The 25,708-nt window shown below is 72.9% G+C and carries 25 protein-coding genes; 8 read left to right on the forward strand and 17 right to left on the reverse strand.

The window, feature by feature from the left end; genetic code table 11:
- Nucleotides 1–83: 83 nt before the first annotated feature.
- The 3 genes from glnII to QFZ75_RS27795 form a co-directional block, all read right to left on the reverse strand.
- On the reverse strand, nt 84–1,112 hold the full coding sequence (gene glnII, locus QFZ75_RS27785) for a glutamine synthetase (RefSeq protein WP_307541150.1): 1,029 nt from the start codon (nt 1,110–1,112) through the stop codon (nt 84–86).
- A 369-nt stretch (nt 1,113–1,481) separates the two neighbouring features.
- A complete protein-coding gene (locus QFZ75_RS27790) occupies nt 1,482–2,180 on the reverse strand; it encodes a hypothetical protein (RefSeq protein ID WP_307541152.1) in 699 nt (232 codons plus the stop codon).
- Nucleotides 2,181–2,335: 155 nt separating this feature from the next.
- Nucleotides 2,336–2,695 carry an arsenate reductase family protein gene (locus tag QFZ75_RS27795; RefSeq protein ID WP_307541154.1) on the reverse strand — a complete coding sequence of 120 codons (360 nt, stop codon included), beginning with the start codon at nt 2,693–2,695 and terminating at the stop codon, nt 2,336–2,338.
- Nucleotides 2,696–2,860: 165 nt separating this feature from the next.
- Between QFZ75_RS27795 and QFZ75_RS27800 the strand changes: the two genes are divergently transcribed.
- Nucleotides 2,861–3,169 (forward strand): hypothetical protein, encoded by a 309-nt coding sequence (locus tag QFZ75_RS27800; RefSeq protein ID WP_307541156.1) that lies wholly within the window; start codon nt 2,861–2,863, stop codon nt 3,167–3,169.
- A gap of 70 nt (nt 3,170–3,239) precedes the next feature.
- Here QFZ75_RS27800 and QFZ75_RS27805 read toward each other — a convergent pair whose 3' ends face one another.
- On the reverse strand, nt 3,240–3,572 hold the full coding sequence (locus QFZ75_RS27805) for a hypothetical protein (RefSeq protein ID WP_373465953.1): 333 nt from the start codon (nt 3,570–3,572) through the stop codon (nt 3,240–3,242).
- 219 nt (nt 3,573–3,791) lie between these two features.
- Here QFZ75_RS27805 and QFZ75_RS27810 point away from each other — a divergent pair, with 219 nt between their 5' ends.
- Nucleotides 3,792–4,103, forward strand: coding sequence for a hypothetical protein (locus QFZ75_RS27810; protein ID WP_307541157.1), 312 nt, complete (start codon nt 3,792–3,794; stop codon nt 4,101–4,103).
- Between the two features lie 78 nt (nt 4,104–4,181).
- Here the strand turns inward: QFZ75_RS27810 and glnA are convergent, their stop codons facing one another.
- Nucleotides 4,182–5,591, reverse strand: coding sequence for a type I glutamate--ammonia ligase (gene glnA / locus QFZ75_RS27815; RefSeq protein ID WP_307541158.1), 1,410 nt, complete (start codon nt 5,589–5,591; stop codon nt 4,182–4,184).
- Between the two features lie 199 nt (nt 5,592–5,790).
- Between glnA and QFZ75_RS27820 the strand changes: the two genes are divergently transcribed.
- Nucleotides 5,791–6,261 carry an RDD family protein gene (locus QFZ75_RS27820; RefSeq protein ID WP_307541160.1) on the forward strand — a complete coding sequence of 157 codons (471 nt, stop codon included), beginning with the start codon at nt 5,791–5,793 and terminating at the stop codon, nt 6,259–6,261.
- Nucleotides 6,262–6,604: 343 nt separating this feature from the next.
- On the opposite strand, the gene QFZ75_RS27825 is transcribed toward QFZ75_RS27820, so the two are convergent.
- The 4 genes from QFZ75_RS27825 to lipB all read right to left on the reverse strand — a co-directional run bounded on the left by QFZ75_RS27825 (nt 6,605) and on the right by lipB (nt 9,855).
- Complete coding sequence (locus QFZ75_RS27825) at nt 6,605–7,303, reverse strand: DUF4191 domain-containing protein (RefSeq protein ID WP_307541162.1); 699 nt, start codon at nt 7,301–7,303, stop codon at nt 6,605–6,607.
- 99 nt (nt 7,304–7,402) lie between these two features.
- Nucleotides 7,403–7,603 carry a hypothetical protein gene (locus tag QFZ75_RS27830; protein WP_307541164.1) on the reverse strand — a complete coding sequence of 67 codons (201 nt, stop codon included), beginning with the start codon at nt 7,601–7,603 and terminating at the stop codon, nt 7,403–7,405.
- A gap of 323 nt (nt 7,604–7,926) precedes the next feature.
- Nucleotides 7,927–8,892, reverse strand: coding sequence for a lipoyl synthase (gene lipA, locus QFZ75_RS27835; RefSeq protein WP_307541166.1), 966 nt, complete (start codon nt 8,890–8,892; stop codon nt 7,927–7,929).
- A 165-nt stretch (nt 8,893–9,057) separates the two neighbouring features.
- Nucleotides 9,058–9,855, reverse strand: coding sequence for a lipoyl(octanoyl) transferase LipB (gene lipB / locus QFZ75_RS27840; RefSeq protein ID WP_307541168.1), 798 nt, complete (start codon nt 9,853–9,855; stop codon nt 9,058–9,060).
- A gap of 256 nt (nt 9,856–10,111) precedes the next feature.
- On the opposite strand from lipB, the gene QFZ75_RS27845 reads away from it, so the two are divergent.
- Nucleotides 10,112–11,590 carry a regulator gene (locus QFZ75_RS27845; protein WP_307541170.1) on the forward strand — a complete coding sequence of 493 codons (1,479 nt, stop codon included), beginning with the start codon at nt 10,112–10,114 and terminating at the stop codon, nt 11,588–11,590.
- Between the two features lie 315 nt (nt 11,591–11,905).
- On the opposite strand, the gene QFZ75_RS27850 is transcribed toward QFZ75_RS27845, so the two are convergent.
- The gene (locus tag QFZ75_RS27850) at nt 11,906–13,276 is read right to left on the reverse strand and encodes an NAD(P)/FAD-dependent oxidoreductase (protein WP_307541172.1); all 1,371 of its coding nucleotides are present in this window, start codon (nt 13,274–13,276) and stop codon (nt 11,906–11,908) included.
- A gap of 347 nt (nt 13,277–13,623) precedes the next feature.
- The gene (locus tag QFZ75_RS27855; protein ID WP_307541174.1) at nt 13,624–14,523 is read right to left on the reverse strand and encodes a TIGR01777 family oxidoreductase; all 900 of its coding nucleotides are present in this window, start codon (nt 14,521–14,523) and stop codon (nt 13,624–13,626) included.
- Between the two features lie 94 nt (nt 14,524–14,617).
- Between QFZ75_RS27855 and QFZ75_RS27860 the strand changes: the two genes are divergently transcribed.
- Nucleotides 14,618–15,106: a GNAT family N-acetyltransferase gene (locus tag QFZ75_RS27860; RefSeq protein ID WP_307541177.1), complete on the forward strand. Its 489-nt coding sequence runs from the start codon at nt 14,618–14,620 to the stop codon at nt 15,104–15,106.
- Between the two features lie 29 nt (nt 15,107–15,135).
- Here the strand turns inward: QFZ75_RS27860 and QFZ75_RS27865 are convergent, their stop codons facing one another.
- Both QFZ75_RS27865 and QFZ75_RS27870 read right to left on the reverse strand, forming a co-directional pair.
- Nucleotides 15,136–15,795, reverse strand: a complete 660-nt coding sequence (locus tag QFZ75_RS27865; RefSeq protein WP_307541178.1) for a TetR family transcriptional regulator — start codon at nt 15,793–15,795, stop codon at nt 15,136–15,138.
- Between the two features lie 585 nt (nt 15,796–16,380).
- The gene (locus QFZ75_RS27870) at nt 16,381–17,565 is read right to left on the reverse strand and encodes a MarP family serine protease (protein ID WP_307541180.1); all 1,185 of its coding nucleotides are present in this window, start codon (nt 17,563–17,565) and stop codon (nt 16,381–16,383) included.
- Between the two features lie 189 nt (nt 17,566–17,754).
- On the opposite strand from QFZ75_RS27870, the gene QFZ75_RS27875 reads away from it, so the two are divergent.
- Nucleotides 17,755–18,615, forward strand: coding sequence for a peptidoglycan recognition protein (locus tag QFZ75_RS27875; protein ID WP_307541182.1), 861 nt, complete (start codon nt 17,755–17,757; stop codon nt 18,613–18,615).
- A gap of 65 nt (nt 18,616–18,680) precedes the next feature.
- Complete coding sequence (locus QFZ75_RS27880) at nt 18,681–18,905, forward strand: hypothetical protein (RefSeq protein WP_307545110.1); 225 nt, start codon at nt 18,681–18,683, stop codon at nt 18,903–18,905.
- 90 nt (nt 18,906–18,995) lie between these two features.
- Here the strand turns inward: QFZ75_RS27880 and QFZ75_RS27885 are convergent, their stop codons facing one another.
- Nucleotides 18,996–19,514: a DUF4240 domain-containing protein gene (locus QFZ75_RS27885; protein ID WP_307544832.1), complete on the reverse strand. Its 519-nt coding sequence runs from the start codon at nt 19,512–19,514 to the stop codon at nt 18,996–18,998.
- 122 nt (nt 19,515–19,636) lie between these two features.
- Between QFZ75_RS27885 and QFZ75_RS27890 the strand changes: the two genes are divergently transcribed.
- Nucleotides 19,637–20,605: an SDR family oxidoreductase gene (locus QFZ75_RS27890; RefSeq protein WP_307541184.1), complete on the forward strand. Its 969-nt coding sequence runs from the start codon at nt 19,637–19,639 to the stop codon at nt 20,603–20,605.
- Between the two features lie 40 nt (nt 20,606–20,645).
- On the opposite strand, the gene QFZ75_RS27895 is transcribed toward QFZ75_RS27890, so the two are convergent.
- The 3 genes from QFZ75_RS27895 to QFZ75_RS27905 all read right to left on the reverse strand — a co-directional run bounded on the left by QFZ75_RS27895 (nt 20,646) and on the right by QFZ75_RS27905 (nt 25,691).
- Entirely contained in the window at nt 20,646–21,626 is a 981-nt protein-coding gene (locus QFZ75_RS27895; RefSeq protein ID WP_307541186.1) for a YafY family protein, read from the reverse strand.
- 397 nt (nt 21,627–22,023) lie between these two features.
- The gene (gene aceE, locus QFZ75_RS27900) at nt 22,024–24,735 is read right to left on the reverse strand and encodes a pyruvate dehydrogenase (acetyl-transferring), homodimeric type (RefSeq protein WP_307541188.1); all 2,712 of its coding nucleotides are present in this window, start codon (nt 24,733–24,735) and stop codon (nt 22,024–22,026) included.
- A gap of 314 nt (nt 24,736–25,049) precedes the next feature.
- Entirely contained in the window at nt 25,050–25,691 is a 642-nt protein-coding gene (locus QFZ75_RS27905) for a GntR family transcriptional regulator (protein ID WP_307541190.1), read from the reverse strand.
- Nucleotides 25,692–25,708 lie beyond the last annotated feature (17 nt).

The raw sequence follows: 25,708 nt of genomic DNA on the forward strand, positions 1-25,708 counted from the left end.
CACCCCGTGCCGCCCCGTCCCCCGGGCGAACGCGAAAGGGGCGCCCACCGAAACGGTGGGCGCCCCTCCGGAGCACGGCCGGATCAGACCTGGCCGGCCTTCTCGAGCGCGGTGCAGCACGTGTCGACGATCAGACGCGTCACCAGGTACGGGTCGACGTTCGCGTTGGGACGGCGGTCCTCGATGTAGCCCTTGCCGTCCTTCTCGACCTGCCACGGGATACGGACCGAGGCGCCGCGGTCGGACACGCCGTACGAGTACTCGTTCCACGGCGCGGTCTCGTGCAGGCCCGTCAGGCGGTCGTCGATGCCGGCGCCGTAGTGCTTGACGTGGTCGAGCGGCTTCGAGCCCTCTCCCAGCGACTCGCACGCGGTGATGATCGCGTCGTAGCCCTCGCGCATCGCCTTCGTGGAGAAGTTGGTGTGCGCGCCGGCGCCGTTCCAGTCGCCCTTCACCGGCTTCGGGTCCAGCGTCGCGGAGACGTCGAAGTCCTCGGCGGTGCGGTAGAGCAGCCAGCGGGCCACCCACAGGTGGTCGGAGACCTCCAGCGGGGAGACCGGTCCGACCTGGAACTCCCACTGGCCGGGCATGACCTCGGCGTTGATGCCGGAGATGGCGAGGCCGGCCTTGAGGCAGTTGTCCAGGTGGGCCTCGACGATGTCACGGCCGAAGATCTCGTCGGCGCCGACACCGCAGTAGTAGCCGCCCTGCGGGGCCGGGAAGCCGCCCACGGGGAAGCCGAGGGGGCGCTCGCCGTCGAAGAAGGTGTACTCCTGCTCGATGCCGAAGATCGGCTCCTGGGCGGCGAACCTCTCCGAGACCTCGCTGAGCGCGGCACGCGTGTTGGACTCGTGCGGCGTCATGTCGATGTTGAGGACCTCGCACATGACGAGGATGTCGTCACCGCCGCGGATCGGGTCCGGGAAGGTCGCGACCGGCTTGAGCACGCGGTCCGAGGCGTGGCCCTCGGCCTGGTTCGTGGAGGACCCGTCGAAGCCCCAGATCGGCAGCTCGGCGCCCTTCGCGTCGTCGCCGAGTATCTTCGTCTTCGAACGGAGCTTGGCCGTCGGCTCGGTGCCGTCGATCCAGATGTACTCAGCCTTGAAAGCCACGGGCCACGTCCTTCGGGTGGGTCTCTGAGCGCAGTGCGGGTGCTGCGGCGCTGCGGCACTGGGGCGCCGCGGAGGATGCCCGAAGCCTGTCAACAGGCAGTTTCCCGATCATTGCCCGGGTGTGAACCCCGTGTTACCTGGTGCTTCTGTGCGGCGGGTCGCCCACGGAGAGGTCCCTGGCGCCGCACCGGCGCCGGAACGGCCGCCTCCGGAGCTGCCGTCCCGGCCCGCCGTCCCTCGTATGCGATGGGTTTCGCGCGGGCGTGTGCGACGGGTTGCGCGCGGGTGTACGCGACGGGTTGCGCGCGGGCGGCGGTCAGGCCGCCACCCGCGCGCATCACCTCACCCGGTTCGCTCCGTTCGTCCCGGCTAGCCCACCTTCTCGATGAGGGCCCGGCGGATCAGGAACTTGCCGGGCTCGCGGACCTGCTCGAACGCCGCGTTGTTCAGGAGCGCGCAGCTGCCGGAGACCGAGGTGACCTCGACGGTGGTGGACTTGTTGTTGTCGAGGTTCGTGACCTTGAGCTTCGTACCGGCGGGGAACTGGTTGCTGGACGCGGCGGGGGCGCCCGCCTCGCCGGAGAGGGTGACCGTCGAGCCGTTGCAGACCTGCCGGCCGGCACCGCCGCCCCCGGCCGCGGGCGCGGACGCCTCCTGCGACGGCTGTCCGGCGGGCGCCGACGCGGCGGGTGCGGACGCGGCGGGCGCCTCGGCCCCGGCCCCCGCACCGGCGCCGTCTCCCACGGTGGCGTCGGACTCGCCGACCTCGCACCCGGAGGCTTCCTGCTGCACCTTGATCTGCGCGATGACCGCCTCGCGGTTGGCGATCCGCGCCGGCGACTGGGCGTCGGGGTCGGTGCGCTGGTCCTGGATGAACCTCTCGTTGTTGCCGAGCGCGGTGGCCAGGCCGGAGCAGACCACCGAGGACCGCGCGTTCTGGGCCGCGGGCGCGGCGGGCGCCGCGTTCGACGTGGCTGCCAGGGCGAACGCCCCGCCGCCAGCCACCGCGGCGGCGCTCACCAGCAGGGCGATCTTCTTCTTCGTCCCGAGCGTTCTTCTGCGCGACATCGACGGCTCCTGTTCCCCGGCCACCCCTGGCGGCGGCCGTCCGCCGTTATGTACGACATACCGAACGGACTTGCTCAGCCGTTGACCGAAGTCGCCCGAGTAACGTGGATCACACGGGAGTTGAGGCCCCCGGGGCCCGCGGTGTGCCGGCGGGGCTACCGGCCCAGCGCGTCCCGTACCGCCTCGTCCGTCCGGGCGACCACCGCGGTCCCGTCCTGCGCGGTGATGATGGGCCGCTGGATGAGCCGGGGGTGCTCGGCCAGGGCCTTCACCCACCGCTCCCGGGTGCCGGCGTCACGGGCCCACTCCTTCAGCCCGAGCTCCTTCGCCTCGGCCTCCTGGGTCCGGGTGATGTCCCACGGCTCCAGCCCGAGCCGCTCCAGGACGTCCCGGATCTCGGCCTCGGTCGGCACGTCCTCCAGGTACCGCCGCACCGTGTACCCGGCCCCCTGCGCGTCCAGCAGGGCGAGGGCGCCGCGGCACTTCGAACAGGCCGGATCGATCCAGATCTCCATGCCGTCCACGGTACGTGAAAACCCGTACCGCTCACCTGTCACGGCATCCCCAAAGCCCCTCTGGCCAGGGGCGATTGTCAGTGGGCGGCGGTAGAATAGAAGCAGTGTTCGAGGGTGTCGCCCGGAGAGGCCGGCCGGTGCCCTGACCGCGACAGGAGGATGCCTGTGCCCGCTGCCGCACTGTTCCCGCTGCCCACCCACTCCACGTCCAAGAGGGCGGTCGTACGCGACCTGCCGTACCGGCCCGTCGAGAGGCACCCGCTGCCCGCGGGACGCCCGCGCGAGTGGTACATCAGCCACAACCGCCGCCTGAAGGCGATGCGGCTCGCCATCGCGCTCCTCGACTCCGGTGTCTACGTGCCCCAGCAGGCGCGCAACGAGAAGATCCGCAGCACGGCCGAACTGGTAGGCATACACCCCCCGTCGGACACGACCTGCCACATGGTCCGGGCCCTGATGAAGTACGCCCGCTGACCCCGGACCGGGGCGCCGCCCGCCTCCAGGGCGGAGCCCCGGCCGCGCGGTCCCGCGAGGGGGGCCGGCCTCAGGAGGACGCCGACCCCTTCTCCGGCGGCGTCCGGAAGCGGGGCGTGACCCGGGTGGGGCTCGGCCAGGAGCGCAGCCGGGCGGCCTCCGTCGCAATCGCGCCCTGGCCCCGCGCCCCGACCGCGAGGTGGACGCTCGCGGAATCCGTCCCGTGCGGCGCCGCCGGCGAGGCCGCGGCCTCCTCGGGACCGCCCGCCCGTGCGGCCACGGCCGGCCGCTGCCCGACGGCCGGCCGGACCCGGCGCTCGGCCACCCCGATGTACCGCCGGTACTCTTCCGCGCCGCTCCCCCCGTCCGGTGCGCCCGTCGCCCCGGGCGCAGATCCGCTCATCACGAGGGCACCCTATTGCTCTCCTCTGTGACGGTTTCTTTTGACTCCGAGGCCATATGTGACTGCCTGTAAGCGGATTCGGTCGTTATTCGTTTCCGTCGGACAGGCGTCGGCGGGCATCCTGAGGGCTACTCTCGTCGTCATCCACGGACCGGCGCACAGCCCGCCGCGCCGGACAGTCCGGGGTTCCACCACCACTTACGCGCAAGGAGACCCGTCATGGGTGCCTTGATCTTTCTGGCGATCCTCGCCCTGATCGTCCTCGGGTTCAACAGCCCGGCCTGGTGGCTCGCCGCGGTCGTCCTGGCCTACCTCTACGTCCGCCACGTACGGACCGACGGGGGATCGGCCGGCTCGTCGCCCACCGGCGGCGCCGCGGGCGGTTCCGGAGGCGGTTCCGGAGGCGGCGGGTCGAGCTCCTCGACCCGCACCGACAGCAGCTACCACGCGTACCGCCAGCGCCGTGACCGGATGGCCAAGTGGGAGCGCCGCTACAGCCGCGAACGCCCCTGGAACGTCCGCCAGAAGTGACCGCCGCCGGCCGGAGCACGACGGAGCCCCGTCACCGCCCTCGGGCGGTGACGGGGCTCCGGACGGATGCCGTGCCGGTCACACGTCGTAGTACAGCTCGAACTCGTGCGGGTGCGGACGCAGCTGCAGCGGCGCGATCTCGTTCGTGCGCTTGAAGTCGATCCACGTCTCGATCAGGTCGGACGTGAACACGTCGCCCGCGAGCAGGAACTCGTGGTCGGCCTCGAGACGGTCCAGGACGGCCGGGAGCGAGGTCGGGACCTGCGCGACACCCGCGTGCTCCTCGGGCGCCAGCTCGTAGAGGTCCTTGTCGATCGGCTCGGCCGGCTCGATCTTGTTCTTGATGCCGTCCAGGCCCGCGAGCAGCAGCGCCGAGAAGGCGAGGTACGGGTTGCCGGAGGAGTCGGGCGCGCGGAACTCGACGCGCTTGGCCTTCGGGTTCGAGCCGGTGATCGGGATGCGCATGGCCGCGGAGCGGTTGCGCTGCGAGTACACCAGGTTGACCGGGGCCTCGAAGCCGGGGACCAGGCGGTGGTAGGAGTTCACCGTCGGGTTGGTGAAGGCCAGCAGCGACGGGGCGTGCTTGAGGATGCCGCCGATGTAGAAGCGGGCCGTGTCCGACAGGCCCGCGTAACCGGCCTCGTCGTAGAACAGCGGGTCGCCGTTGGCCCACAGCGACGAGTGGATGTGCATGCCCGAGCCGTTGTCACCGAAGATCGGCTTCGGCATGAAGGTCGCGGTCTTGCCGTTGCGCCAGGCGACGTTCTTCACGATGTACTTGAAGAGCTGCAGGTCGTCGGCCGCGGCGAGCAGCGTGTTGAACTTGTAGTTGATCTCGGCCTGGCCGGCGGTGCCCACCTCGTGGTGCTGGCGCTCGACCTGGAGGCCGGACTTGGCCAGCTCCAGGGAGATCTCGGCCCGCAGGTCGGCGAAGTGGTCGACCGGCGGGGTCGGGAAGTAGCCGCCCTTGTAGCGGACCTTGTAGCCGCGGTTGTTCTCGACCGAGCCGGTGTTCCAGGCGCCGGCCTCGGAGTCGATGTGGTAGAACGACTCGTTCGACTTGGTCTCGAAGCGCACGCTGTCGAACACGTAGAACTCGGCCTCGGGGCCGAAAAACGCGGTGTCGGCGATACCGGTCGACGCCAGGTAGGCCTCGGCCTTCTTGGCCACGTTGCGCGGGTCGCGGGAGTACTGCTCGCCCGTGATCGGGTCGTGGATGAAGAAGTTGATGTTGACCGTCTTGTCGCGGCGGAAGGAGTCGACGCGCGCGGTGGACAGGTCGGCGCGGAGCGCCATGTCGGACTCGTGGATGGCCTGGAAGCCCCGGATCGAGGATCCGTCGAACGCGAGCTCCTCGGCCGGGTCGAAGGCCTCCGCCGGGATCGTGAAGTGCTGCATCACACCCGGCAGGTCGCAGAAGCGGACGTCGACGAACTTGACGTCCTCGTCCTTGATGAACTTCTTGGCCTCGTCGGCGTTCTGGAACATCCAGCTCCTCCTACTCCCGCCCACTTCGGACCGGGGTGGTAGTTCGTTCGTGCGGCCAGTGCGGTGGCACACGCTGAGCCCGACCTTAAGGACGGGTGATTTCTCCAGCGTGACCCATTTGTTTCGCCCAAGTTAACCGGACGAGTGCCGGTGTACCCCACCCGTCCGTATGGCAAAACGGCCGCAGTACCGTGGACGGGTGGACAACAGGCAAGCAATCGGATCGTGGCTCTCCGGACCCCGCGCGGCCGCGGAGGACGCCGGTGCCGACTTCGGATACCGCGGGGAGCAGCTGGGCTTGCCCGAGTCGGGCCCCGGCTCGATCGCGCGTCCCGGCAGGCGCCTGGGCGCCCTCGCCGTGGACTGGGCGCTGTGCACCTTGATCGCATACGGCCTGATCACCGACGGCTACGGCCAGGCGACCGGGAACTGGGCACTGCTCGTCTTCTTCGTGCTGAGCGTCCTGACCGTCGGCACGATCGGCTTCACCCCCGGCAAGCGCCTGTTCGGCCTGCGGGTCGTCGCCCTGGACACCGGCACGGTCAACCCGCTGCGCGTCCTGGTGCGCACGGTCCTGCTGTGCCTCGCCCTGCCGGCGCTGATCTGGGACCGCGACGGGCGCGGACTGCACGACCGGCTGGCCCGCACGGTCGAGGTCAGGGCGGCCTAGGGCGTTTCTTTCGGATCGGCCCGGGTCCGCGGCGCCCGGCCGGCACGGCGCCTCGCGGCGTCGTCGCACGACCCGGGTACGCCCGGTACGCGGATCACGCTCCGCCTCGCGACGCACCGCACCGGACACCGCGGCCCGATCCGGCCTGATCCGACCCGATCCGGCCTGATCCGAAAGAAACGCCCCAGCGGCCGTCCGTCCTGCTCGCTGCCTCACCGCCCACCCGCACGGATCGGTTCCGCTCGTACGGACATGAGTCCGCTCGTGCGGGCATGAGAACGGGGCGCCCCGGAACCGTCGGTGATTCCGGGACGCCCCGTCCCAGTGGAGCCCAGGCGCGGCGTCAGCGCATCTTTCCGCCGCGCGGCATGCGCATTCCCTTGGGCATCGGACCCTTGGGGAGCGGCATGTTGCTCATCAGGTCGCCCAGGGCGCGCAGCCGGTCGTTGGTCGCGGTGACCTGCGGGCCGGTCAGCACCCGCGGGAGCTTCACCATCGTCGTGCGGAGCTTCTTCAGCTCCACCTGGCCCTCGCCCGTGCCGACGAGGATGTCGTGCACCGGCACGTCCGCGACGATGCGGGCCATCTTTTTCTTCTCGGCGGCCAGCAGGCTCTTCACCCGGTTCGGGTTGCCCTCGGCCACCAGCACGATGCCGGCCTTGCCGACGGCCCGGTGGACCACGTCCTGGCTGCGGTTCATCGCCACGGCCGGGGTCGTCGTCCAGCCGCGCCCGATGTTGTCGAGCACCGCCGCCGCCGCGCCCGGCTGGCCCTCCATCTGCCCGAAGGCCGCACGCTCGGCTCGGCGCCCGAAGACGATCGCCGTCGCGAGGAAGGCGAGCAGGAGTCCGAGAATGCCGAGATAGATCGGGTGACCGATCAGGAAGCCGATCGCGAGGAAGACACCAAGGGTGACGATTCCGACAGCCGCGAGTACAAGACCGATTTTTTTGTCGGCCTTGCGGGTCATCTTGTAAGTCTGAGCGATCTGCTTGAGTCGCCCGGGGTTCGCAGCGTCCGCTGCGGGTTCCTTCCTCGCCATGGCATGAAGTCTACGTGGCGGGGGGAGCGCGGACGACGGCGGTGCCGGGTGGGACTTCGTCACAGGGCTCGGGCCGGGCCCCGGCAGGGGCCGTCCGGCTCAGCGGCGGACGAGAAAGGACTGCTCCAGGACCTGCTGGGCCTCGACGCGGTCCTTGGCGCGGCGGCGGTCCTCCAGGACGGAGGTCCAGGCGTTGCGGCGGGCGGTGCGCTGCCCGCTGCTCAGCAGCAGGGACTCGACGGCACGGAGTGCATCGGTGAACGACGGAATCGCGGTGGCGCGTACGGGCGCGGCCTGCATGATGGGGGTCCCCCCTCGGGACGGCGGCTCTGGGTGGGGCTCTGTGTGCGGTAGGACCAGGGTCTCTGAATGGTGTTACCAGGGCGTGACCGACCGGTCAAACGCCCATGAAGCCTTGCTGCGCAGGGCCGAAACCCTGAGATGTCGCCGGGACGGCCCTCATCTGCGAGGATGGCCGGGACTGCGCCGTACCGGCCATTACCGGCAAGTAGCTTCTTGTGCGCGGATTCACACGATCGCCTGGCACCGCGTGCCATCCGGAATCGCTCCCGGACGGCACGGACAGCTGCTTCGGACGGCCTGCGCCCCGGGCGGCCGGTGCTTCAGACGGCCTGCGAGGCGACGTACGAACCGCGCTTCTCGATCGCCATCTGGTAGAGGCGGCCGGCCCGGTACGAGGAACGGACCAGCGGGCCCGACATGACTCCGGAGAAGCCGATCTGGTCGGCCTCGTCCTTCAGCTCCACGAACTCGTGCGGCTTCACCCAGCGCTCGACGGGGTGGTGACGCACGGACGGGCGCAGGTACTGCGTGATGGTGACCAGCTCGCAGCCGGCCTCGTGCAGCTGGCGCAGGGCCTCGCTGACCTCTTCGCGGGTCTCGCCCATGCCGAGGATCAGGTTCGACTTCGTGACCAGACCGTAGTCGCGGGCCTCCGTGATGACCTTCAGCGAACGCTCGTAGCGGAAGCCCGGGCGGATGCGCTTGAAGATGCGGGGGACCGTCTCCACGTTGTGCGCGAAGACCTCAGGGCGCGAGGAGAAGACCTCGGCGAGCTGGGCCGGCTCGGCGTTGAAGTCCGGGGCAAGCAGCTCGACCTTGGTCCGGCCCTCGGCGCGGTCCGCGGTCTGCCGGTGGATCTGGCGGACCGTCTCCGCGTACAGCCAGGCGCCCCCGTCGGCCAGGTCGTCGCGGGCGACGCCGGTGATCGTCGCGTAGTTCAGGTCCATGGTGACCACGGACTCACCCACGCGGCGGGGCTCGTCGCGGTCCAGCGCCTCGGGCTTGCCGGTGTCGATCTGGCAGAAGTCGCAGCGCCTCGTGCACTGGTCGCCGCCGATGAGGAACGTGGCCTCGCGGTCCTCCCAGCACTCGTAGATGTTGGGACAGCCCGCCTCCTGGCAGACGGTGTGCAGGCCCTCGCTCTTCACGAGGTTCTGCATCTTCGTGTATTCGGGACCCATTTTCGCCCGGGTCTTGATCCACTCGGGCTTGCGCTCGATGGGGGTCTGGGCGTTCCGGACCTCCAGGCGCAGCATCTTGCGTCCGTCGGGTGCGACTGCGGACACATCGGCTCCCTGTAGCTTCGATTCTTCGGCGTACACCAGGGTACGCCCGTTCGGTTGTCGGCCCTCGAGGTGGGCAACCTTCGTGAACGGGGGTGCATTCCCGGGGGTTCGGGGGCACCGGCGCCCAGGGTCGGGACGGGAACGGCGGCGGGGCGAGGGGACCTCCTACCCGGCCGCCCGCTCCACCTCCCGCGGCTTCAGCTCCGCGTTGCCCAGGACGTCCGCCAGGTGCCGCTCGGCGACGGGCAGCACCTCCGCGATCCCCAGGTCGCGTCCCAGCTCGTGCGCCAGCGACGTGACCCCCGCATCCCGGATCCCGCAAGGAATGATCTTGTCGAAGCTCGACACGTCGGGGTTCACGTTCAGGGCGAACCCGTGCATCGTGACCCCCTTCGCCACCCGGATCCCCACGGCGCAGATCTTGCGGTCCTCCCGCCGCTGCCCGGCGTTGGAGGGCGCGTACTCGGGCCCGTTCAGCCGCGGGTCGAACTCCTCGTCGGCCAGCCGCGGATCGAGGCCGGGGGTGAGCCCGCCGAGCGCCGGCCGCCGGTCCACGGGGTCGCCGAGGACCCAGACCCCGGCCCGCCCCTCCACCCGGCTGGTTCCGACGCCGAACTCCGCGCAGACCCGGATCACCGCGTCCTCGAGCCGCCGCAGGTGGGCGACGACGTCCACCGGGCGCGGCAGCTTCTGGATCGGGTAGCCGACCAGCTGCCCCGGACCGTGCCAGGTGATCTTCCCGCCCCGGTCCACGTCGACGACGGGCGTGCCGTCCAGAGGGCGCTCGCTGTCCGCCGTGCGCCGCCCCGCCGTGTAGACCGGCGGATGTTCGAGGAGCAGGCAGGTGTCGGGGATCTCGTCCTGGAAGCGGGCCGTGTGGACACGGCGCTGCTCGTCCCAGGCCTCCCGGTACTCGACGGCGTCCGCACCGAAACCCATGCGGACGAACCGCAGCTCACTCACGGCAAGCGCCTCCCTGCAGAGATGTAAGGCTCGTAACGGCCCAAGCCACTGTACGTCCGACCGGTACGCGTCAGCTCCGGGAGCAATCCTCACACGATCGGATGAATGCGTGGGGAAGTGTGCGATCGGGTGCTTACGGACCGCTACATTCGCGCCGTTCACGAGGCTTGTCAGGGCTGCTCCACGCACGGCGGCCGACCTCGTCCTGGCCTGCCCGAACAGGCCCCAGCCCGGAAGGCAGGAGCTCGCACCGCAGATGTCGGAACGACCCGCGCAGCGCACCCCCAACCGTCAGCTCGCCGCACTTATCGCAGAAGCGGGGTTCTCCAACGCGGGGCTCGCCCGTCGAGTGGACCAACTCGGCCTCGAACACGGTCTCGACCTGAGATACGACAAGACATCGGTGACCCGGTGGCTGCGCGGACAGCAGCCCCGGGGCACCACACCGGCCCTGATCGCCGAGGTGTTCACCCGCCGCCTCGGCCGCCGGCTCAGCGCGCAGGACCTCGGACTCGACGCCTGCGCGCCCGTGTACGCGGGCCTCGAGTTCGCCGCCACGCCCGAGGAGGCCGTCGACATCGTCGGCGGACTGTGGCGCAAGGACTCGGGCAGCCACGCCGAACTGCGCAAGATCGCGTTCACCCCGGCCGGCCTCGTCGTACCCAGCCGGGACTGGCTGATCGGCCGCGCCGACGACCGGGTGGGCCACGGCGACCCCGGTGTCGCGCGCATCCCCGTACAGGCCCGCCCGCCCTCGGCCCGGCTGCCCGCCGTGCCCGAGCAGGCCCGGCCCCCGTCCCGGCAGCGCGCGGTCACCGAGCGCGGCCCCGGGCAGCGGGTGACCGCGGGCGACATCGCGGCCCTGCGGTCGGTGGGCGAGCTGTTCCGCACGCTCGACAACACCTACGGCGGAGGGCACGCCCGGCAGGCCCTCGTGCGGTACCTGGAGCACGAACTGGAACCGATGCTGCGCGGCACGTACGGCGAGCAGGCCGGACGCCGCCTGTTCGCCGCGGCGGCCGATCTGACCCGGCTCGCGGGCTGGACCTCGTACGACATCGCCGCGCACGGGCTCGCGCAGCGGTACTTCGTGCAGGCGCTGCGGCTCTCGCAGGCGGCGGCGGACCGGGCGTACGGCTCCTACGTGCTCGTGACGATGAGCCGGCAGGCCGTCTACCTCGGACACGGGCGGGAGGCGGTGCAGCTGGCCCGGGTCGCCCAGCAGGGCGTCGGCTCCTCCGCGCCGCCCGTCGTCCAGGCGCTGCTGTACGCGGTCGAGGCACGGGGCCACGGGGTGCTGGGCGAGGTGCGGGCGGCCACGGCCTCGCTGGTGCGGGCCGAGCGGGCGCTGGAGACCGCCCGGCCGGGGGACGAGGTCCCGTACTGGGCGCGGTTCTTCGACGAGGCGCAGCTCGCGGACGAGTTCGGGCACTGCCACCGGGATCTGCAGCAGTACCGGGCGGCCGCCCAGCACGCCGAGCGCTCGCTGCAGTTGCGCGCGCCCGTGTACGCGCGCAGCCGGCTCTTCTGCCGGGTGGTCCTCGCCTCGGCGCGGCTCGGGCTCGGGGAGCTCGACCAGGCCTGCCAGCTGGGGGCCGAGGCGGCGACGCAGGCGTCCGAGATGCGGTCGGTCCGGGCGGTGGAGTACGTGCGGGACTTCGAGCGGCGGCTGGAGCCGTACCGGGACGCGGCGCCCGTGCGGGGGTATCGCGACAAGGTCGCGGCTCTTCACTGAGGGGGTGGCTGCGGGGCGGTCGGCTGCGTGACGGTCGGCTGCGCCGCGGTCGGCTGCGCCGGGCGGGAGAAGGGCGTGTTCCGGCTGCGGGTCGGTCGTGGCTGGTCGCGCAGTTCCCCGCGCCCCTGACGGGGCGCACCCGGACCGGCGCCCGGCCCCGGACCCGGACCCGGACCCGGCTGCGGCTGCGGGTCGGTCGTGGCTGGTCGCGCAGTTCCCCGCGCCCCTGACGGGGCGCGCCCGGACCCGGGTCCGGGCGGGGGAGGGAGGGGCGGAGGTCCTGCCCCGCGGCGGGACCTCCGTCCCGGTCGGGGGCTACGCGGCCGTGCGGGCCGGTGAGCGGGGTGCGGCGGGGGACGCCGTGACGCCCAGGTCCGTCAGGAGGGCCGTGGCCGCCCGGTGGGCCGAGCGCAGGGCGCCCTGGACCGTGCCGGTGTCGCGGTGGTCGCCGCAGACGTACAGGCCCGCCAGCAGGCGGACCGGGCGGCGCAGGTCGTGCGGCGGCGGCATCGCCGGCACCGCGTCGCGCGTGTGGTGCACCGCGAGCAGCTCCCAGCGGCGCGTGGCGGTGCCGTAGAGGGCGGCCAGGTGCGCGCGTACCGCCCGGTCCGGGTCCGCGGGCGGGGCGCCCAGGACCGTCGACGAGATCAGGGCGCGTCCCGCGGGGGCGCGGGACGGATCGACCTGGCTGATCACCGCGGTGTGGGCCACCGGGCCCCGGCGGTCCGCGTCCAGCAGCAGCGCCGGGTCCGTCAGGGGCGGCTCGTCCGCCGTGTGGTGCACCACCGTCACCGCGTGGAACGGCGGCACCCGCAGGCCGGGCAGCAGGTCGGCGGCGGCGCGGGCGCCGGTCGCCACCAGGACGGCCCGGCACCGCAGTTCACCGTGCTCGGCCGTCGTCACCGACGTGGTCGAGACCGAGGTCACCCGCACCCCGGTACGGACCGTCCCGGCCGGCAGTGCGGCCGCGAGCAGCTCCGGCAGGGCGTCGGCGCCGCCCTCGGGAACGCACAGGCGGCCCGCGGCGAAGGACCGGAGCGCGAGGTCGGCGCACCGGCTGGACGTCGTCAGGTCCGGGTCGCAGAGCAGCGCCGCCAGCAGCGGGCGCAGGAAGCCCTCGACGGTACGGGCGGGTATGCCGCGCGCCGCGAGCGCCCGTCCGGCCGGCCGCTCGGGGCGGGCCAGGATCCGTTCCGGGGCGACCGTCGCGATCCGGCCGAGGACCGCGGCCAGCCGGGCCTGGTCGAGCGGGCCCCCGAGGGGCGGAAACGCCCGTGACAGGGGCGGGGCGGCGGCCGGAGCGGTCTGCCTGGCCCTGCGCAGGGGGCTCACGAAGGCGCGCGCCGCATCGAGTGCGCCCCTTGTGCCCCCGGCGCTCGCGGGCTCACCCGACCGGTGCACACGCCCCTCGGCGTGCACGAGGACACCGGGGGCGAACGGCCGCAGCACGAGGGCCTCCAGGCCCGGGGCCGACCGCAGTTCGGGGTACGACGTGAAGAGGAGCCGGCCGAGGCGGTCGAGGCGGAAGCCGTCGACCTTCTCGGTCGTCGTACGGCCGCCCACCTCGGGGGCGGCCTCCAGGACGACGGTCGTCACACCTGCGCTGTTCAGCCTGTGGGCGGCCGAGAGTCCCGCGACTCCGGCCCCCACCACGACGACGTCCGCCTGCGCAGCGGGCTCAAGCACGTGCCCCTCCTCGAGGTCGCGTGCCCGTCGGGTGCGTCCCGCCCCGGACGGGCATCCGGAACAACCGGTTTCGGGCCGAGATTAGAGGCGGAGCAGGCCGGGGGAAGTCGCGCGGGGACAGGGCACGGTCGCACACCGGTCGCATGGGGCCGCGTACCGCGACGGCCGTGGTCAGGGCCGCGGCCCGGAGGTGCCGCCCGGGCCGCCCTCCCGCGCCCGCGCGGGAGCCGTGCCGCCCCGGTACGCGGTGCGGCACGGTACAGGGGGAGCGGCGCCGGGCCGTCGCCCGGAACGTCGACGGGCCGTCGTCAGAACCGCCGTCCACGGCCGAAAAGCTGCGGCCACGCCTACGCCAGGGCCGCCCGGACGGTCTCCTCGATGCCCGGGAACGCGAAGGTGAAGCCCGACTCCAGCAGCCGGGTGGGCAGCACGCGCTGGCTGCCCAGCACCTCCTGGGCCATCTCGCCGAGCGCGGCCTTCAGCACCGGCGCGGGCACCGCGAAGAGGGTGGGCCGGTGCAGGACGCGCCCCATGGCGGCCGTGATCTCCGCGTTGGTGAGCGGCTCGGGGGCCGTCAGGTTGAAGGGCCCGGACAGCGACCCGGAGTCGAGGAGGTGGCGCAGCGCGGCCACGTGGTCGTGCAGCGCGATGTAGCTCCAGTACTGCCGCCCGTCGCCCATCCGTCCGCCGAGACCTGCCCTGAACAGCGGGAAGAGCCGGCCCCAGGCGCCGCCCTTCGCGGCCACCACGAGCCCGGTGCGGGCGAAGACGGTCCGCACGCCCGCCTCCTGCGCGGGCGCCGCCGCCTCCTCCCACGCCACGCACACCGAGGGCAGGAACCCGCCCGCGGGAGGCGCGCTCTCGTCCACGGCCCGCGGGCCCGTGTCCCCGTAGAAGCCCACGGCGCTGCCGTTCAGGAAGACCCGGGGCGGCCGGTCGAGGGCGGCGACGGCCTCCGCGAGCGTGGCCGTGCCGAGCACCCGGCTGTCGCGGATCGTCCGCTTGTAGGCGTCGGTCCAGCGGTGGTCGGCGATGCCGGCGCCCGCGAGGTTCACCACGGCGTCACAGCCGGCGAGGCCCACCGCGTCCACGTACTGCCGTCCGGGGTCCCACTCGACCTCGTCGTCCGCCCGGGGGGTACGGCGTACCAGCCGCACCACCTCGTGCCCGTCCGCGGTCAGTGAGCGCACCAGAGCCGTACCGATCAGGCCGGACGCGCCGGCCACGGCGATTCGCGAAGCTTCCATGCCCCCATCCTGCGCCAGTCCGGGCACGGGCACCGCGCCGAGGTCCCGCGCGGCCGCAGGACGGGGCCCGGACGTCCGGATCTACAGTGACCTCATGCCCGAGCCGTACATACGCACCGCGGTGCCCGGAGACGAGGAGGCGCTAGGTCTCCTCGACCGCGCCGTCTGGTCCTACCTGCACGCGGTCGGACCTCCGCACCGACCGCCGTACGAGCCGTTCTTCAACGAGCGCTCCGGGCCCCGGGACCACCTGGTCGCCGAGCTGGACGGGCGGGTCGTCGGGTACGTGCGGCTCGGATTCCCCACCCCGCTCGCCTCCAACGCGCACGTACGGCAGATCCAGGGTCTCGCCGTCGCCGACGAGGCCCGTGGCCGGGGCGTGGGCCGGGCGCTGCTCCGGGCCGCCGTCGCGGAGGCCCGCCGCCGGGGCGCGCTCCGGATCACCCTGCGCGTCCTCGGCCACAACACCCCGGCCCGCACGCTGTACGAGTCCGAGGGCTTCGTGGTCGAGGGGATCCAGCCGCAGGAGTTCCTCCTGGACGGCGCGTACGTGGACGACGTCCTCATGGGACGCAGGGTCTGAGGAGCCGGCGGACGCGCCGGCCCGCGGGGTCAGTCTTCCTGAGATCCCGTCAGCAGCCGCATGCCACCGGTCAGTTCGCGCAGGCAGCGGACCGCGAGGTCGGCGGGGGAGCCGGGGCCGTCGAGGCCTGCGTCCGACTCGGCCCACACCTCCAGGGCGATGCGGACGGCGTCCGTGGCGGCCGCGGCGACGAGCCGGATCTCCAGCGGATCCGCGTCCTTCGCGGCCAGGCGGGCCACCACGGGGACGAGCCTGTCCTCGGACTCCCGGTTCACCCGGTACCAGACCGCCCGCAGCGCCGGGTCCTCGGCGGCGGCCCGCAGCAGGCCCCGCGTCCAGCGCAGACCCTCGGCCTTGGCCTCGTGCGGGACGGTCAGGGTCTCGGTGACGGCCGCCTCCAGCGCCCGGGGGAGCGCGGTGCCCGGCTCGGCCCCCGCGAGCCGCTCGCGCCAGTGGTCGCCGCCGACCGCGAGCAGCGGGCCGACGGCGTCCTGCTTGTTGCGGAAGTAGCGGTAGAAGGTGCGCAGCGCGACGCCGGCGCGGGCGGCGATCTCCTCGGCCGTGGTGCCGTCCGGGCCGCGCTCGGTGAAGAGTTCGGCGGCGGCGCGGGCGATGTCGAACTGGGTCGCCGCCTTGCGGCGCTCGGTCAGCGACGGGGTCCTGGTCGCTGCGGACGGCTTGGTGCTCACGCGGGAAAGCGTACGTCCAGGGGGCCGGAGCCCCGCCCGGCCGCCCGGCTGGCCGGCTGGCCCGCCCGTCCGCTCCGTCCGCCCGTCCGCTCCGCCCGTCCGTCCGTCCGCCCGTCTGCTCCGCCCGTCTGCTCCGCCCGTCCGCCCGTCCGCCCGTCCGTCCGCTCCGCCCGCCCGTCCGTCCGTCCGTCCGCTCCGCCCGTCCGATCCGTCCGCCCGTTTGTCCGGCCGACCTGTCCGGCTGGCCCGCCCGGACGGCGTGGCGGCCCGGCCACTGGTGCGGACGGCCCGGACGGCTGGTGCGGTGGTCCGGCCGGCCGGCGTGACAGGCCGTTCGGACGGCGTGGCGGACCCGCCGGCCGGTGTGGCGGGTCGGACGGCCGGACCACCGGTGCGACAGGTCGGACGGCCGGTGTGGCGGGTCGGACGGCCGGACCACCGGTGCGACAGGTCGGACGGCCGGTGTGGCGGCCGGCCGCGTCGCTCGGCCGGTCGGCGGCGGGCTTCATGCGCGTGCGCGCCCGGTGGGGGCCGGTCGCGTGGTTCCCCGTGCCCCTTCCGGGCGTCCTGACGGCTCCGGAGCCGTCAGGACGTCACGAGGTCGCCCGTGTCCACCGGCGTGGAGGACCTCGCCGCACGCGCGGCGTCGTCCGCGACCTCGTCGGCGGTCAGGACGTACCCGGTGTCGGCATCGCTCGTGGAGCGCGCGAAGACGACGCCGTAGACCTTGCCGTCGGTGGTGAGCAGAGGTCCGCCGGAGTTGCCGGGGCGGACCGTGGAGCGGATCGAGTAGATCTCACGGGTGACGGGGTCGGAGCCGTAGATGTTCTGGCCCCGGGCGTCGATCTTGTTCGCGACCGTGGCCGCCTGGAGGTCGAGGCCGCCGTCCTGCGGGTAGCCCGCGACCACCGCCGCGTCGCCCCGTTCCGCACTCGTGTCGAAGGACAGCACGGGCGCCTTCAGCCCCGGCACGTCGAGCACGGCCACGTCCTTCTGCGGGTCGAAGAGGACGACCTCGGCCTCGTACGCCCGGCCCGTGCCGCCCACCCGCACGGTCGGGTCGTCGATGCCCGCCACCACGTGGGCGTTGGTCATCACCCGCTCCGCCGCGTACACGAACCCGCTGCCCTCGCGGCCCTGGGTGCCGACGGCGCCCTCGACCTTCACCGTGGAGCGCACCGAGGCCTGCTTCGCGGCCGCGGTGACACTGTCCCCTGAGGGCTCGGCGACCTCGGCCGTCGGCTCGTTCTCGAAGGGGTTGAAGACCTGCGGGAAGCCGGCCTCGGTGAGCGCCGAGGTGGCGCGGGAGAACCAGGCCGGGGTCGTGTCGGGCATCGTGTCCTGCACCGCGCCGAGCAGCGCGGAGTCGCGGATGGCCGAGGTGACGACGGGCGAGGCGGACGCGCCGAGGACGCTCGCCGCCACCCACGCCACGAGCAGCACGGAGACCGTGTTCGCCGCGGCCCCGCCCACCCCGTCGACCACCCGCAGGGAGCCCCGGTCCAGCTCGCGGCGCAGCTTCAGCGCCAGCCGCCCCGCCAGCTCGTGGCCCACGGCCGCGGGCAGCAGCACCGTCAGCACCGCCGTGACCGTCGCGGCCGTGCTCCCCGCCTCCACCAGGTCCATCACCCAGGGCAGCACCCACACGCCGATGACGGCACCGCCCACGAAACCGGCCAGCGAGACGCAGCCCGCGACCAGGCCGCGGCGGTAGCCGGACGCCGCGTAGGCCAGGACGACGAACAGCAGCAGGATGTCGAGCAGGTCCACGGAGCTCCCTTTTCTCTCGGGCCCCTCGATACGCGCCGGGCGGGCCTGGTGACCAGGTACGCGCGTGGGGAACCGGCTGTTCGGCACACGTGCGTGGACCTGTAGAAACGTCCCGGACCGGGGCGTTGGTTCCACCGGGTGGCACACCACACATCGCGGACGTCCTGGGTGTCCCGGAGAGTGGACCCCATGTGCGCCCACCGGACCCCGCCCCCGCGCCCCTCCCGGGGCGTGCCGCGCGGACCGCGCGGGCGCACGCGCACGCGCCGGGGTGCGCGCCGGTCGCTCCTGGCCCGCGTCCCCCGCCGGCTGCGCGTCACGGTGGCCTGCCTCCCCGGGCTCGCGGCCGTCGCCGGGCTGGTGCTGTGCGCCGTGGGGATCGACCGGACGGCGGGCGGCGCCGCCCGCTTCGTGGCGGCCCGTCCCGCGGCCGGGCACAAGGCCCCCCGACCCGTGATCGTGCCGCGGGAGCGCTGGCTCGGCGACGCCTCGGCCACCCAGGCACCCACCCGGTACGCCGACCGCGTGTCCGCCGTCTTCGTGCACCACACCGACTCGCCGAACGGCTACGACTGCGCCGACGCGCCGCGCATCATCCAGTACCTGTACACGGGCCAGGCCGGGGTCCGGCACTGGGACGACATCGGCTACAACTTCCTCGTCGACCGCTGCGGCACCGTCTACGAGGGCCGGGCGGGCGGCACCGCCCGTGCCGTCGTCGGCGCCCACACCCAGGGCTTCAACGTGGGCACGGCCGGCATCGCCGCGCTCGGCACCTTCACCGCGGGCGCGGAGGTCCCCAGGGCGATGACCGACGCCATCGCCGCCGTCGCCGCCTGGAAACTGGGGCTCACGGACATCGACCCGCGCGCCTCCGTACGCCTCGTCTCCACCAACAGCCTGAGCAGGTACCCGGCGGGCAGCCGCGGCACGTTCACGGCCGTCTCCGGGCACACCGACGGCTACTGGACGGCGTGCCCGGGCGCCGCGCTCATGGCCAGGCTCCCCGAGATCAGACAGCGCGCCGCCCGGCTGCAGGGGCGCCGCTGAACGGCCGCGGCGCCTCCCCGGCCCGGGGCGCGCCGGCCCCCGGCGCGCTGTGCGGGGGCGCCGCGTTGGCCCGGTCCAGCGCGGACGCGGTGGCGGCGGACGGCCCCACCACGACGGCGGCGACCACACAGGCCACGGTCCAGGGGCTGCGGGCGACCCGCGCCCACAGGGGCGTACGCCCGGCCCGCGACCGCCCGCGGCCGGCCGCGCCCGCGTGTCCGCGCACGGCCGTGTCCGCGTTCGTACTCGCATTCGTACTCGCGTTCGCGTTCGTACTCGCGCTCGTGTGACTGTTCATCATCCCCGCCTCCAGTCAGTGCGTGCCCTGACGCTACGAGGCGTGGCTCGGGGTGCCCGGTGAGACCGCTGTGGCGTACCTGTCAGCCCGCGAACCGGTCCCACAGCCGGGGGAACCGTTCCGCCAGCAGCGACTGGTCCTCCAGGTCGAACGCGGTGCCCAGCGGCTCGGCAGGCGCCGCCGGAATACCCAGGTCGGGCGCGACCGCGCCGGTGAGCTGCTCGTACGCCTCGTCCGCCGCGTACCCCAGCTCCTCCGCGTCCCCGTCGACCTCGTCATCGAAGTCCGCGAGCAGCTCGGCCAGTTGGTCCGGGTCGTGCACGGCACCCTCGTAGGTCTCCCGGCCCTGGCCGATCAGCCAGCAGCGGAAGAAGTCGAAGGCGTCGTCGCCGGCCCCGTCGAGCAGGATCCACGCGGCACCCCACAGGTCCCAGGTGTACGCGCGGTTGTAGCGGGCCTCGAAGTGACGGGCGAAGTCGAGGACCATCTCCGGGTCCAGCCGCAGGAGCCGTTCGACGAGCAGGTCGGCCTGCTCCTCGGGGTCGCCCTCGGCGGCCTCGCGGGCCCCGTCCACCAACTCCCAGAACTGCGTCTCGTCCATCACGGGACAAGCATCGGGCCTGTACCCGGCCCGCGCACCCGGGGACAGGCGGATCGTTATCACGCACATGCCCGCGAAAAAGTCCGACAGCAGGTGTCGGGATTCGGCGGGATGCTCGGCGCATGGAGACAACGGAACGAACACTGCAGGGGAACACGGGGCCGCTGAGCGGGAGGATCGCCCTGGTGGCGGGGGCCACCCGCGGCGCCGGACGGGCCACGGCGGTCGAACTGGGACGCGCGGGAGCCACGGTGTACGTCACCGGCCGCACGACCCGCGAGCACGTCAGCGAGGTCGGCAGGAGCAGCGAGACGATCGAGGGGACGGCCGAACTGGTCGACGCGGCCGCCGGTGCCGGGGGCCGGGGCATCGCCGTACCGACGGACCACCTCGAACCGGAGCAGGTACGGGCCCTGGTCGACCGCATCGACAAGGAACAGGGCCGCCTCGACATCCTCGTCAACGACCTCTGGGGCGGCGACGTCCACCTCGACTTCACGGCGGAGAAGCAGCCCGACCTGTGGGAGATGGACCTCGGCAAGGGGCTGCGGGTCATGCGCCTCGGCATCGAGTCGCACCTCGTCACCAGCCACTGCGCACTGCCGCTGCTGATCCGCAACCCCGGCGGACTGCTCGTCGAGGTCACCGACGGCACCGAGGAGTACAACCGGCGCTACCGCAAGCCGCTGTTCTACGACCTGGCCAAGACCGCGCCGATCCGGATGGCGTACGGCCTCGGGGAGGAGCTGAAGGAGTACGGCTGCACGGCGGTCTGCGTCACGCCCGGCTGGCTGCGCTCGGAGGCGATGCTCGACACCGCGTTCGAGGTGACCGAGGAGAACTGGCGGGACGCCTGCGCACAGGTCCCGCACTTCGCGATCTCCGAGACACCGACCTACGTCGGGCGCGCCCTGGTCGCGCTCGCCGCCGACCCCGGCGTGGCCCGCTTCAACGGGCGGTCGCTGTCCAGCGGCGGCCTCGCCCAGGAGTACGGCTTCACCGACGTGGACGGTTCGGCGCCCGACGCCTGGCGCTATCTGCTGGAGGTGGAGTCGCAGGGCAGACCGGCGGACGTGACCGGCTACCGGTAGCCCCGGCCGGTGCCGGTGCCGGTGCCGGTGCCGGTGCCGGTCAGTCCGGGTCGCGGTAGTACGCCGCGGTCCGGGCCGCCGCCTCGGAGAAACGTTTCCTTAGCTCGGCCGGTTCCAGGACCTCCGCCTCCGGGCCGAGGGAGAGGAGCTGGGTGTACGCGACGTCGTACGACTCGACCGGCAGCGTGAGCGTGACGCGGCCCTCGCCGTCGGGCGGGCCCGCCCCGTCGAGGGCCTCCTGCGCGGAGAGGGGGTCGACGGTGTGCCTCAGCCGCCGGGCGCCCGCCTCGGTGAGCCGCACCACGACCGTCGCCCGCAGGAGCGAGCGCGCGAACAGCTCGGCCTGCTCCGCCCAGAAACCCGGCAGGTCGAAGGCCTCGTCGCGGTCGAAGCGCCGGCTGTCCGCCGTGACCGAGGTGAACCGGTCGAGGCGGTAGACCCGGAAGGTGCCGGGCCCGGTCACCCGGGCGCACACGTACCAGACGCCCGCCTTCAGGACGAGTCCGTACGGCTCCAGTTCGCGCTCCACGTCGGTCCCGTCGCGCCGGTAGCGCGCGGTGATCCGGCGGTCGTCCCAGACCGCCTCGGCGACCGCCGGCAGCAGGACGGGGGTCTGCGGCTCGGCGAACCAGGCGGGGGCGTCCAGGAGGAAGCGCTGGGCCGCGCTGCGGGAGGCGTCCTTGAGGGAGGGCAGCAGGGCGGCGGACACCTTCAGACGGGCCGCGGAGGCGGCGTCCTCCAGGCCCATCTCGCGCAGTGCGCCCGGTACGCCGGACAGGAACAGGGCCTCGGCCTCGCTCCGGGCCAGTCCCGTCAGCCGCGTCCGGTAGCCGCCGATGAGCCGGTACCCGCCGGTGCGGCCCCGGTCCGCGTACACCGGGACGCCGGCCTCCGACAGGGCCTGCGCGTCCCGCGTGATCGTCCGCTCGGACACCTCCAGCTCGCGCGCCAGCTCGGCGGCGGTCATGGAGGCCCGAGTCTGCAGGAGCAACACCATCTTGATGAGCCGGGCAGCACGCATGCCCCCATGATGCCGGTGGCTCTGCCGGTCGGGCGGGCGGGGTGGGAGGTGGGATGTGCGTGCGTAGCCGACCGCGGCGCCGTCGGGGGCCGTTCGCGCAGTTCCCCGCGCCCCTGAAGACGGGGTCCGCTGGTACGTGGTCGGCTGCGGCGGCGTGGATGGCTGGTCGCGCGGTTCCCCGCGCCCCTGAGGGGCGAAAAGCCGGGGCGCGGCCCTGCTGTTCAGGGGCGCGGGCAACCCCCACCCTCCCGCGGGCCGCGAACCGGCCGCGGGAGGCTCGGGGCGCAGCCCCGCCTCGAGGGGCGCGGGGAACTGCGCGAACGGCCCTCGCCGGCCCGCAGGTCGTGCAGCGGGCCGGCGAGGGCCGATGGGGTCGACGGGGCGTGGCCCCGGAGAACTACAGGCCGTACCGTTCCCGCGCTTCCTTCACCGAGGAAGCCGGCACCTCGTCCCGCCGCGCGAGCTGCGCCAGCGCCGCGACCACGATCGACTGCGCGTCGACACCGAAGTGCCGGCGCGCCGCGACCCGGGTGTCGGACAGACCGAACCCGTCCGCGCCGAGCGACGACCAGTCCTGCTCGACCCACTGCGCGATCTGGTCCGGCACCTGCCGCATGTAGTCGGAGACGGCGAGCACGGGCCCCTCGGCCCCCTGCAGCGCCTGCCGCACGAACGGCACCCGCTCCTCGCCGCGCAGCAGCGCCGCGTCGGCCTCCAGCGCGTCCCGCCGCAGCTCCGTCCAGGACGTGGCGGACCAGACGTCCGCGGCCACACCCCACTCCTCGGCGAGCAGCCTCTGCGCCTCCAGGGTCCAGTGGATCGCCGTACCGGAACCCAGCAGCTGGATCCGCGCGGCGTTGGCGGCGGGCGAAAGACCCGCCGACTCCGCCGTGTTGAAGCGGTAGAGCCCCTTGACGATGCCCTCGTCGATACCGAGCCCGGACGGCTTCGCGGGCTGCGGGATCGGCTCGTTGTAGACGGTGAGGTAGTAGAAGACGTTCGGGTCCTCGCCCGGCGCCGGCTCGCCGTACATCCGGCGCAGACCGTCCTTGACGATCGTGGCGACCTCGTACGCGAACGCCGGGTCGTAACTCAGCGCGGCCGGGTTGGTCGCGGCGATGACCGGCGAGTGCCCGTCCGCGTGCTGCAGGCCCTCGCCCGTCAGCGTCGTACGGCCCGCCGTGGCGCCGACAAGGAAGCCGCGCCCCAGCTGGTCGGCGAGCTGCCACATCTGGTCGGCCGTGCGCTGCCAGCCGAACATCGAGTAGAAGATGTAGAACGGGATCATCGCTTCGCCGTGCGTGCTGTACGCGGTCGACGCGGCGATGAAGTCCGCCATGGAACCGGCCTCGGTGATCCCCTCGTTGAGGATCTGGCCGTCCTTGGCCTCCTTGTAGTACATCAGCTGGTCGCGGTCGACCGGCTCGTACGTCTGCCCCTTGGGCGAGTAGATCCCCAGGGACGGGAAGAGGCTCTCCATGCCGAAGGTGCGCGCCTCGTCGGGGACGATCGGCACCCAGCGCTTCCCGGACGTCTTGTCGCGGACCAGGTCCTTGACCAGGCGTACGAAGGCCATGGTCGTCGCGACGTTCTGCGAGCCGGAGCCCTTGTCGAAGGCCGCGAACGCCTTGTCGGCCGGGGCAGGCAGCGGCGCGAGCGCGTGCGTACGACGGGCCGGGGCCGGGCCGCCGAGGGCCGCGCGGCGCTCCTGGAGGTACCGGACCTCGGGGGAGTCGGCGCCCGGGTGGCCGTAGGGGACCACGCCGTCGGTGAACCGGCTGTCCGGGATCGGCAGCTCCAGCAGGTCGCGCATCTGCTTGAACTCGTCTGTCGACAGCTTCTTCATCTGGTGGTTGGCGTTCTTCGACGCGAAGCCCGCACCGAGGGTGTGACCCTTGACCGTCTGGGCCAGGATGACCGTCGGAGCGCCCTTGTGCTCGACGGCGGCCTTGTAGGCGGCGTACACCTTGCGCGCCTCGTGACCACCGCGGGAGAGGTGGAAACACTCCAGGATCTTGTCGTCGCTCAGCAGCTTCGCCAGCTCGACGAGCGCCGGGTCGGCGCCGAAGAAGTCCTGGCGGATGTAGGCGGCGTCGCGGGTCTGGTACGTCTGCACCTGCGCGTCCGGGACCTGGCGCAGGCGCCGGACCAGGGCCCCCGTGGTGTCGAGCCGGAACAGCTCGTCCCAGGCGTTGCCCCACAGCGACTTGACGACGTTCCAGCCGGCGCCGCGGAACTGGGCCTCCAGCTCCTGCACGATCTTGAAGTTCGCGCGGACCGGACCGTCGAGGCGCTGCAGGTTGCAGTTGATGACGAAGGTCAGGTTGTCGAGACCCTCGCGGGCGGCCAGCGCGAGGGCCGCCGTCGACTCGGGCTCGTCCATCTCGCCGTCACCGAGGAACGCCCACACGTGGGACGCCGATACGTCCTTGATGTTTCGGTTGGTGAGGTAGCGGTTGAAGCGCGCCTGGTAGATCGCGGAGAGCGGGCCGAGACCCATCGACACCGTGGGGAACTCCCACAGCCAGGGCAGCCGGCGCGGGTGCGGGTACGACGGGAGGCCGTTGCCGCCCGCCTCCTGGCGGAAGTTGTCGAGGTGCGCCTCGTTCAGGCGGCCGTCGAGGAAGGCGCGGGCGTAGATGCCGGGGGAGGCGTGGCCCTGGATGTAGAGCTGGTCGCCGGACCCGGGGGCCTCCTGCGACTCCTTGCCCTTGAAGAAGTGGTTGAAGCCCGTCTCGTAGAGCCAGGCCGCGGAGGCGAAGGTGGCGATGTGGCCGCCGACGCCGTGCTTCGCGCCCCGGGTCACCATCGCGGCCGCGTTCCAGCGGTTCCACGCGGTGATCCGCTGCTCCAGCGCCTCGTCGCCGTCCACGGTGGGCTCGGCGGCGGTCGGGATGGTGTTGACGTAGTCGGTCTCGAGCAGCTTGGGCAGCGCGAGTCCGTTGCCCTCGGCGCGCTCCAGCGTGCGCCGCATGAGGTACGCGGCACGGTGCGGCCCGGCCGCCTCGGTGACGGCGTCGAGGGAGGCCTGCCATTCGGCGGTCTCCTCGGGGTCGCGGTCCGGGAGCTGGTCGAGCTCGCTCGGCTGGGTTGCGGTGAGGTCGGTCATTGCGCCGCCTTCCGGATACGGAGGGGGTTCCCTCGTCGGCAAGGGGTTCTACGGGGGGTGCCCTTGGTCTTTGGCAGGACAGGGCGGCGGGCTCGTGTGGGAGCCCGCCGATGACAATAACTCGCTGATCGATGATCGATCAAAGGGTTGAAGGGCAAAACCTCTTGATCACGAGAAAGTAGGCACCGGGTGCCTTCGCGGTGGGCACCGGGTGCCTTGTTTTCGCAGGTGAGCCCGGCTGTCGGGGATACTTCTGAGCGGGATGGCGCTCCACTGCTCGCGAGCACGGCGCGGGCTCGTCCGCTCACCTGTGATCACGGTGTGGGCTCGCTGCCCGTCCGCGGGGCACAGCCCAGCACATGGGCCTTCACCAGCTCCGCGATCAGCGGGTCCCGGCGCCGGAACGCCTCCACCAGCGCCTCGTGCTCCTCCGCGTACGACTGCTGGACCGTGCCCAGCCAGCGGATCGACAGGGCCGTGAAGACCTCGATGCCCAGGCCCTCCCAGGTGTGCAGCAGCACGCTGTTGCCCGCGGCGCGTACGAGTTCGCGGTGGAAGGCCACCGTGTGGCGGACCTGGCCCGTGCCGTCCGCCCGGCGGTCGGCCTCGTACAGGGCGAGGACGTGCGGCTCCAGGGCCGAGCAGTCGGCCGCCAGGCGCTCCGCGGCCAGCTCGGCCGCGATGGCCTCCAGACCGGCCCGGACGGGGTAGCTCTCCTCCAGGTCGGCCGCGGTCAGGTTCCGTACGCGGACGCCCTTGTTCGGGGCCGACTCGATCAGCCGCAGAGACTCCAGCTCCCGCAGGGCCTCCCGTACGGGGGTCTGGCTGACCTCCAGCTCGGTGGCGATCCGGCGCTCCACGATCCGCTCGCCCGGTTTCCAGCGGCCGCTGACGATCCCCTCCACGATGTGCTCGCGGATCTGCTCGCGGAGCGAGTGGACGACGGGCGCGGTCATGGAGGGCTCCTTCGTTT

Source organism: Streptomyces sp. V3I8 (genome assembly GCF_030817535.1).
Lineage (GTDB): Bacteria > Actinomycetota > Actinomycetes > Streptomycetales > Streptomycetaceae > Streptomyces.

Excerpts from the sequence above, each read along its gene's own strand:
- QFZ75_RS27890 (WP_307541184.1), top strand. The coding sequence starts at position 19,637 with ATGGAGACAACGGAACGAACACTGCAGGGGAACACGGGGCCGCTGAGC.
- QFZ75_RS27805 (WP_373465953.1), bottom strand. The coding sequence starts at position 3,572 with ATGAGCGGATCTGCGCCCGGGGCGACGGGCGCACCGGACGGGGGGAGC.
- QFZ75_RS27795 (WP_307541154.1), bottom strand. The coding sequence starts at position 2,695 with ATGGAGATCTGGATCGATCCGGCCTGTTCGAAGTGCCGCGGCGCCCTC.
- QFZ75_RS27860 (WP_307541177.1), top strand. The coding sequence starts at position 14,618 with ATGCCCGAGCCGTACATACGCACCGCGGTGCCCGGAGACGAGGAGGCG.
- aceE (WP_307541188.1), bottom strand. The coding sequence starts at position 24,735 with ATGACCGACCTCACCGCAACCCAGCCGAGCGAGCTCGACCAGCTCCCG.
- QFZ75_RS27810 (WP_307541157.1), top strand. The coding sequence starts at position 3,792 with ATGGGTGCCTTGATCTTTCTGGCGATCCTCGCCCTGATCGTCCTCGGG.
- QFZ75_RS27845 (WP_307541170.1), top strand. The coding sequence starts at position 10,112 with ATGTCGGAACGACCCGCGCAGCGCACCCCCAACCGTCAGCTCGCCGCA.
- QFZ75_RS27905 (WP_307541190.1), bottom strand. The coding sequence starts at position 25,691 with ATGACCGCGCCCGTCGTCCACTCGCTCCGCGAGCAGATCCGCGAGCAC.
- QFZ75_RS27885 (WP_307544832.1), bottom strand. The coding sequence starts at position 19,514 with ATGGACGAGACGCAGTTCTGGGAGTTGGTGGACGGGGCCCGCGAGGCC.
- QFZ75_RS27825 (WP_307541162.1), bottom strand. The coding sequence starts at position 7,303 with ATGGCGAGGAAGGAACCCGCAGCGGACGCTGCGAACCCCGGGCGACTC.
- QFZ75_RS27830 (WP_307541164.1), bottom strand. The coding sequence starts at position 7,603 with ATGCAGGCCGCGCCCGTACGCGCCACCGCGATTCCGTCGTTCACCGAT.
- QFZ75_RS27875 (WP_307541182.1), top strand. The coding sequence starts at position 17,755 with ATGTGCGCCCACCGGACCCCGCCCCCGCGCCCCTCCCGGGGCGTGCCG.
- QFZ75_RS27790 (WP_307541152.1), bottom strand. The coding sequence starts at position 2,180 with ATGTCGCGCAGAAGAACGCTCGGGACGAAGAAGAAGATCGCCCTGCTG.
- glnA (WP_307541158.1), bottom strand. The coding sequence starts at position 5,591 with ATGTTCCAGAACGCCGACGAGGCCAAGAAGTTCATCAAGGACGAGGAC.
- QFZ75_RS27855 (WP_307541174.1), bottom strand. The coding sequence starts at position 14,523 with ATGGAAGCTTCGCGAATCGCCGTGGCCGGCGCGTCCGGCCTGATCGGT.
- QFZ75_RS27895 (WP_307541186.1), bottom strand. The coding sequence starts at position 21,626 with ATGCGTGCTGCCCGGCTCATCAAGATGGTGTTGCTCCTGCAGACTCGG.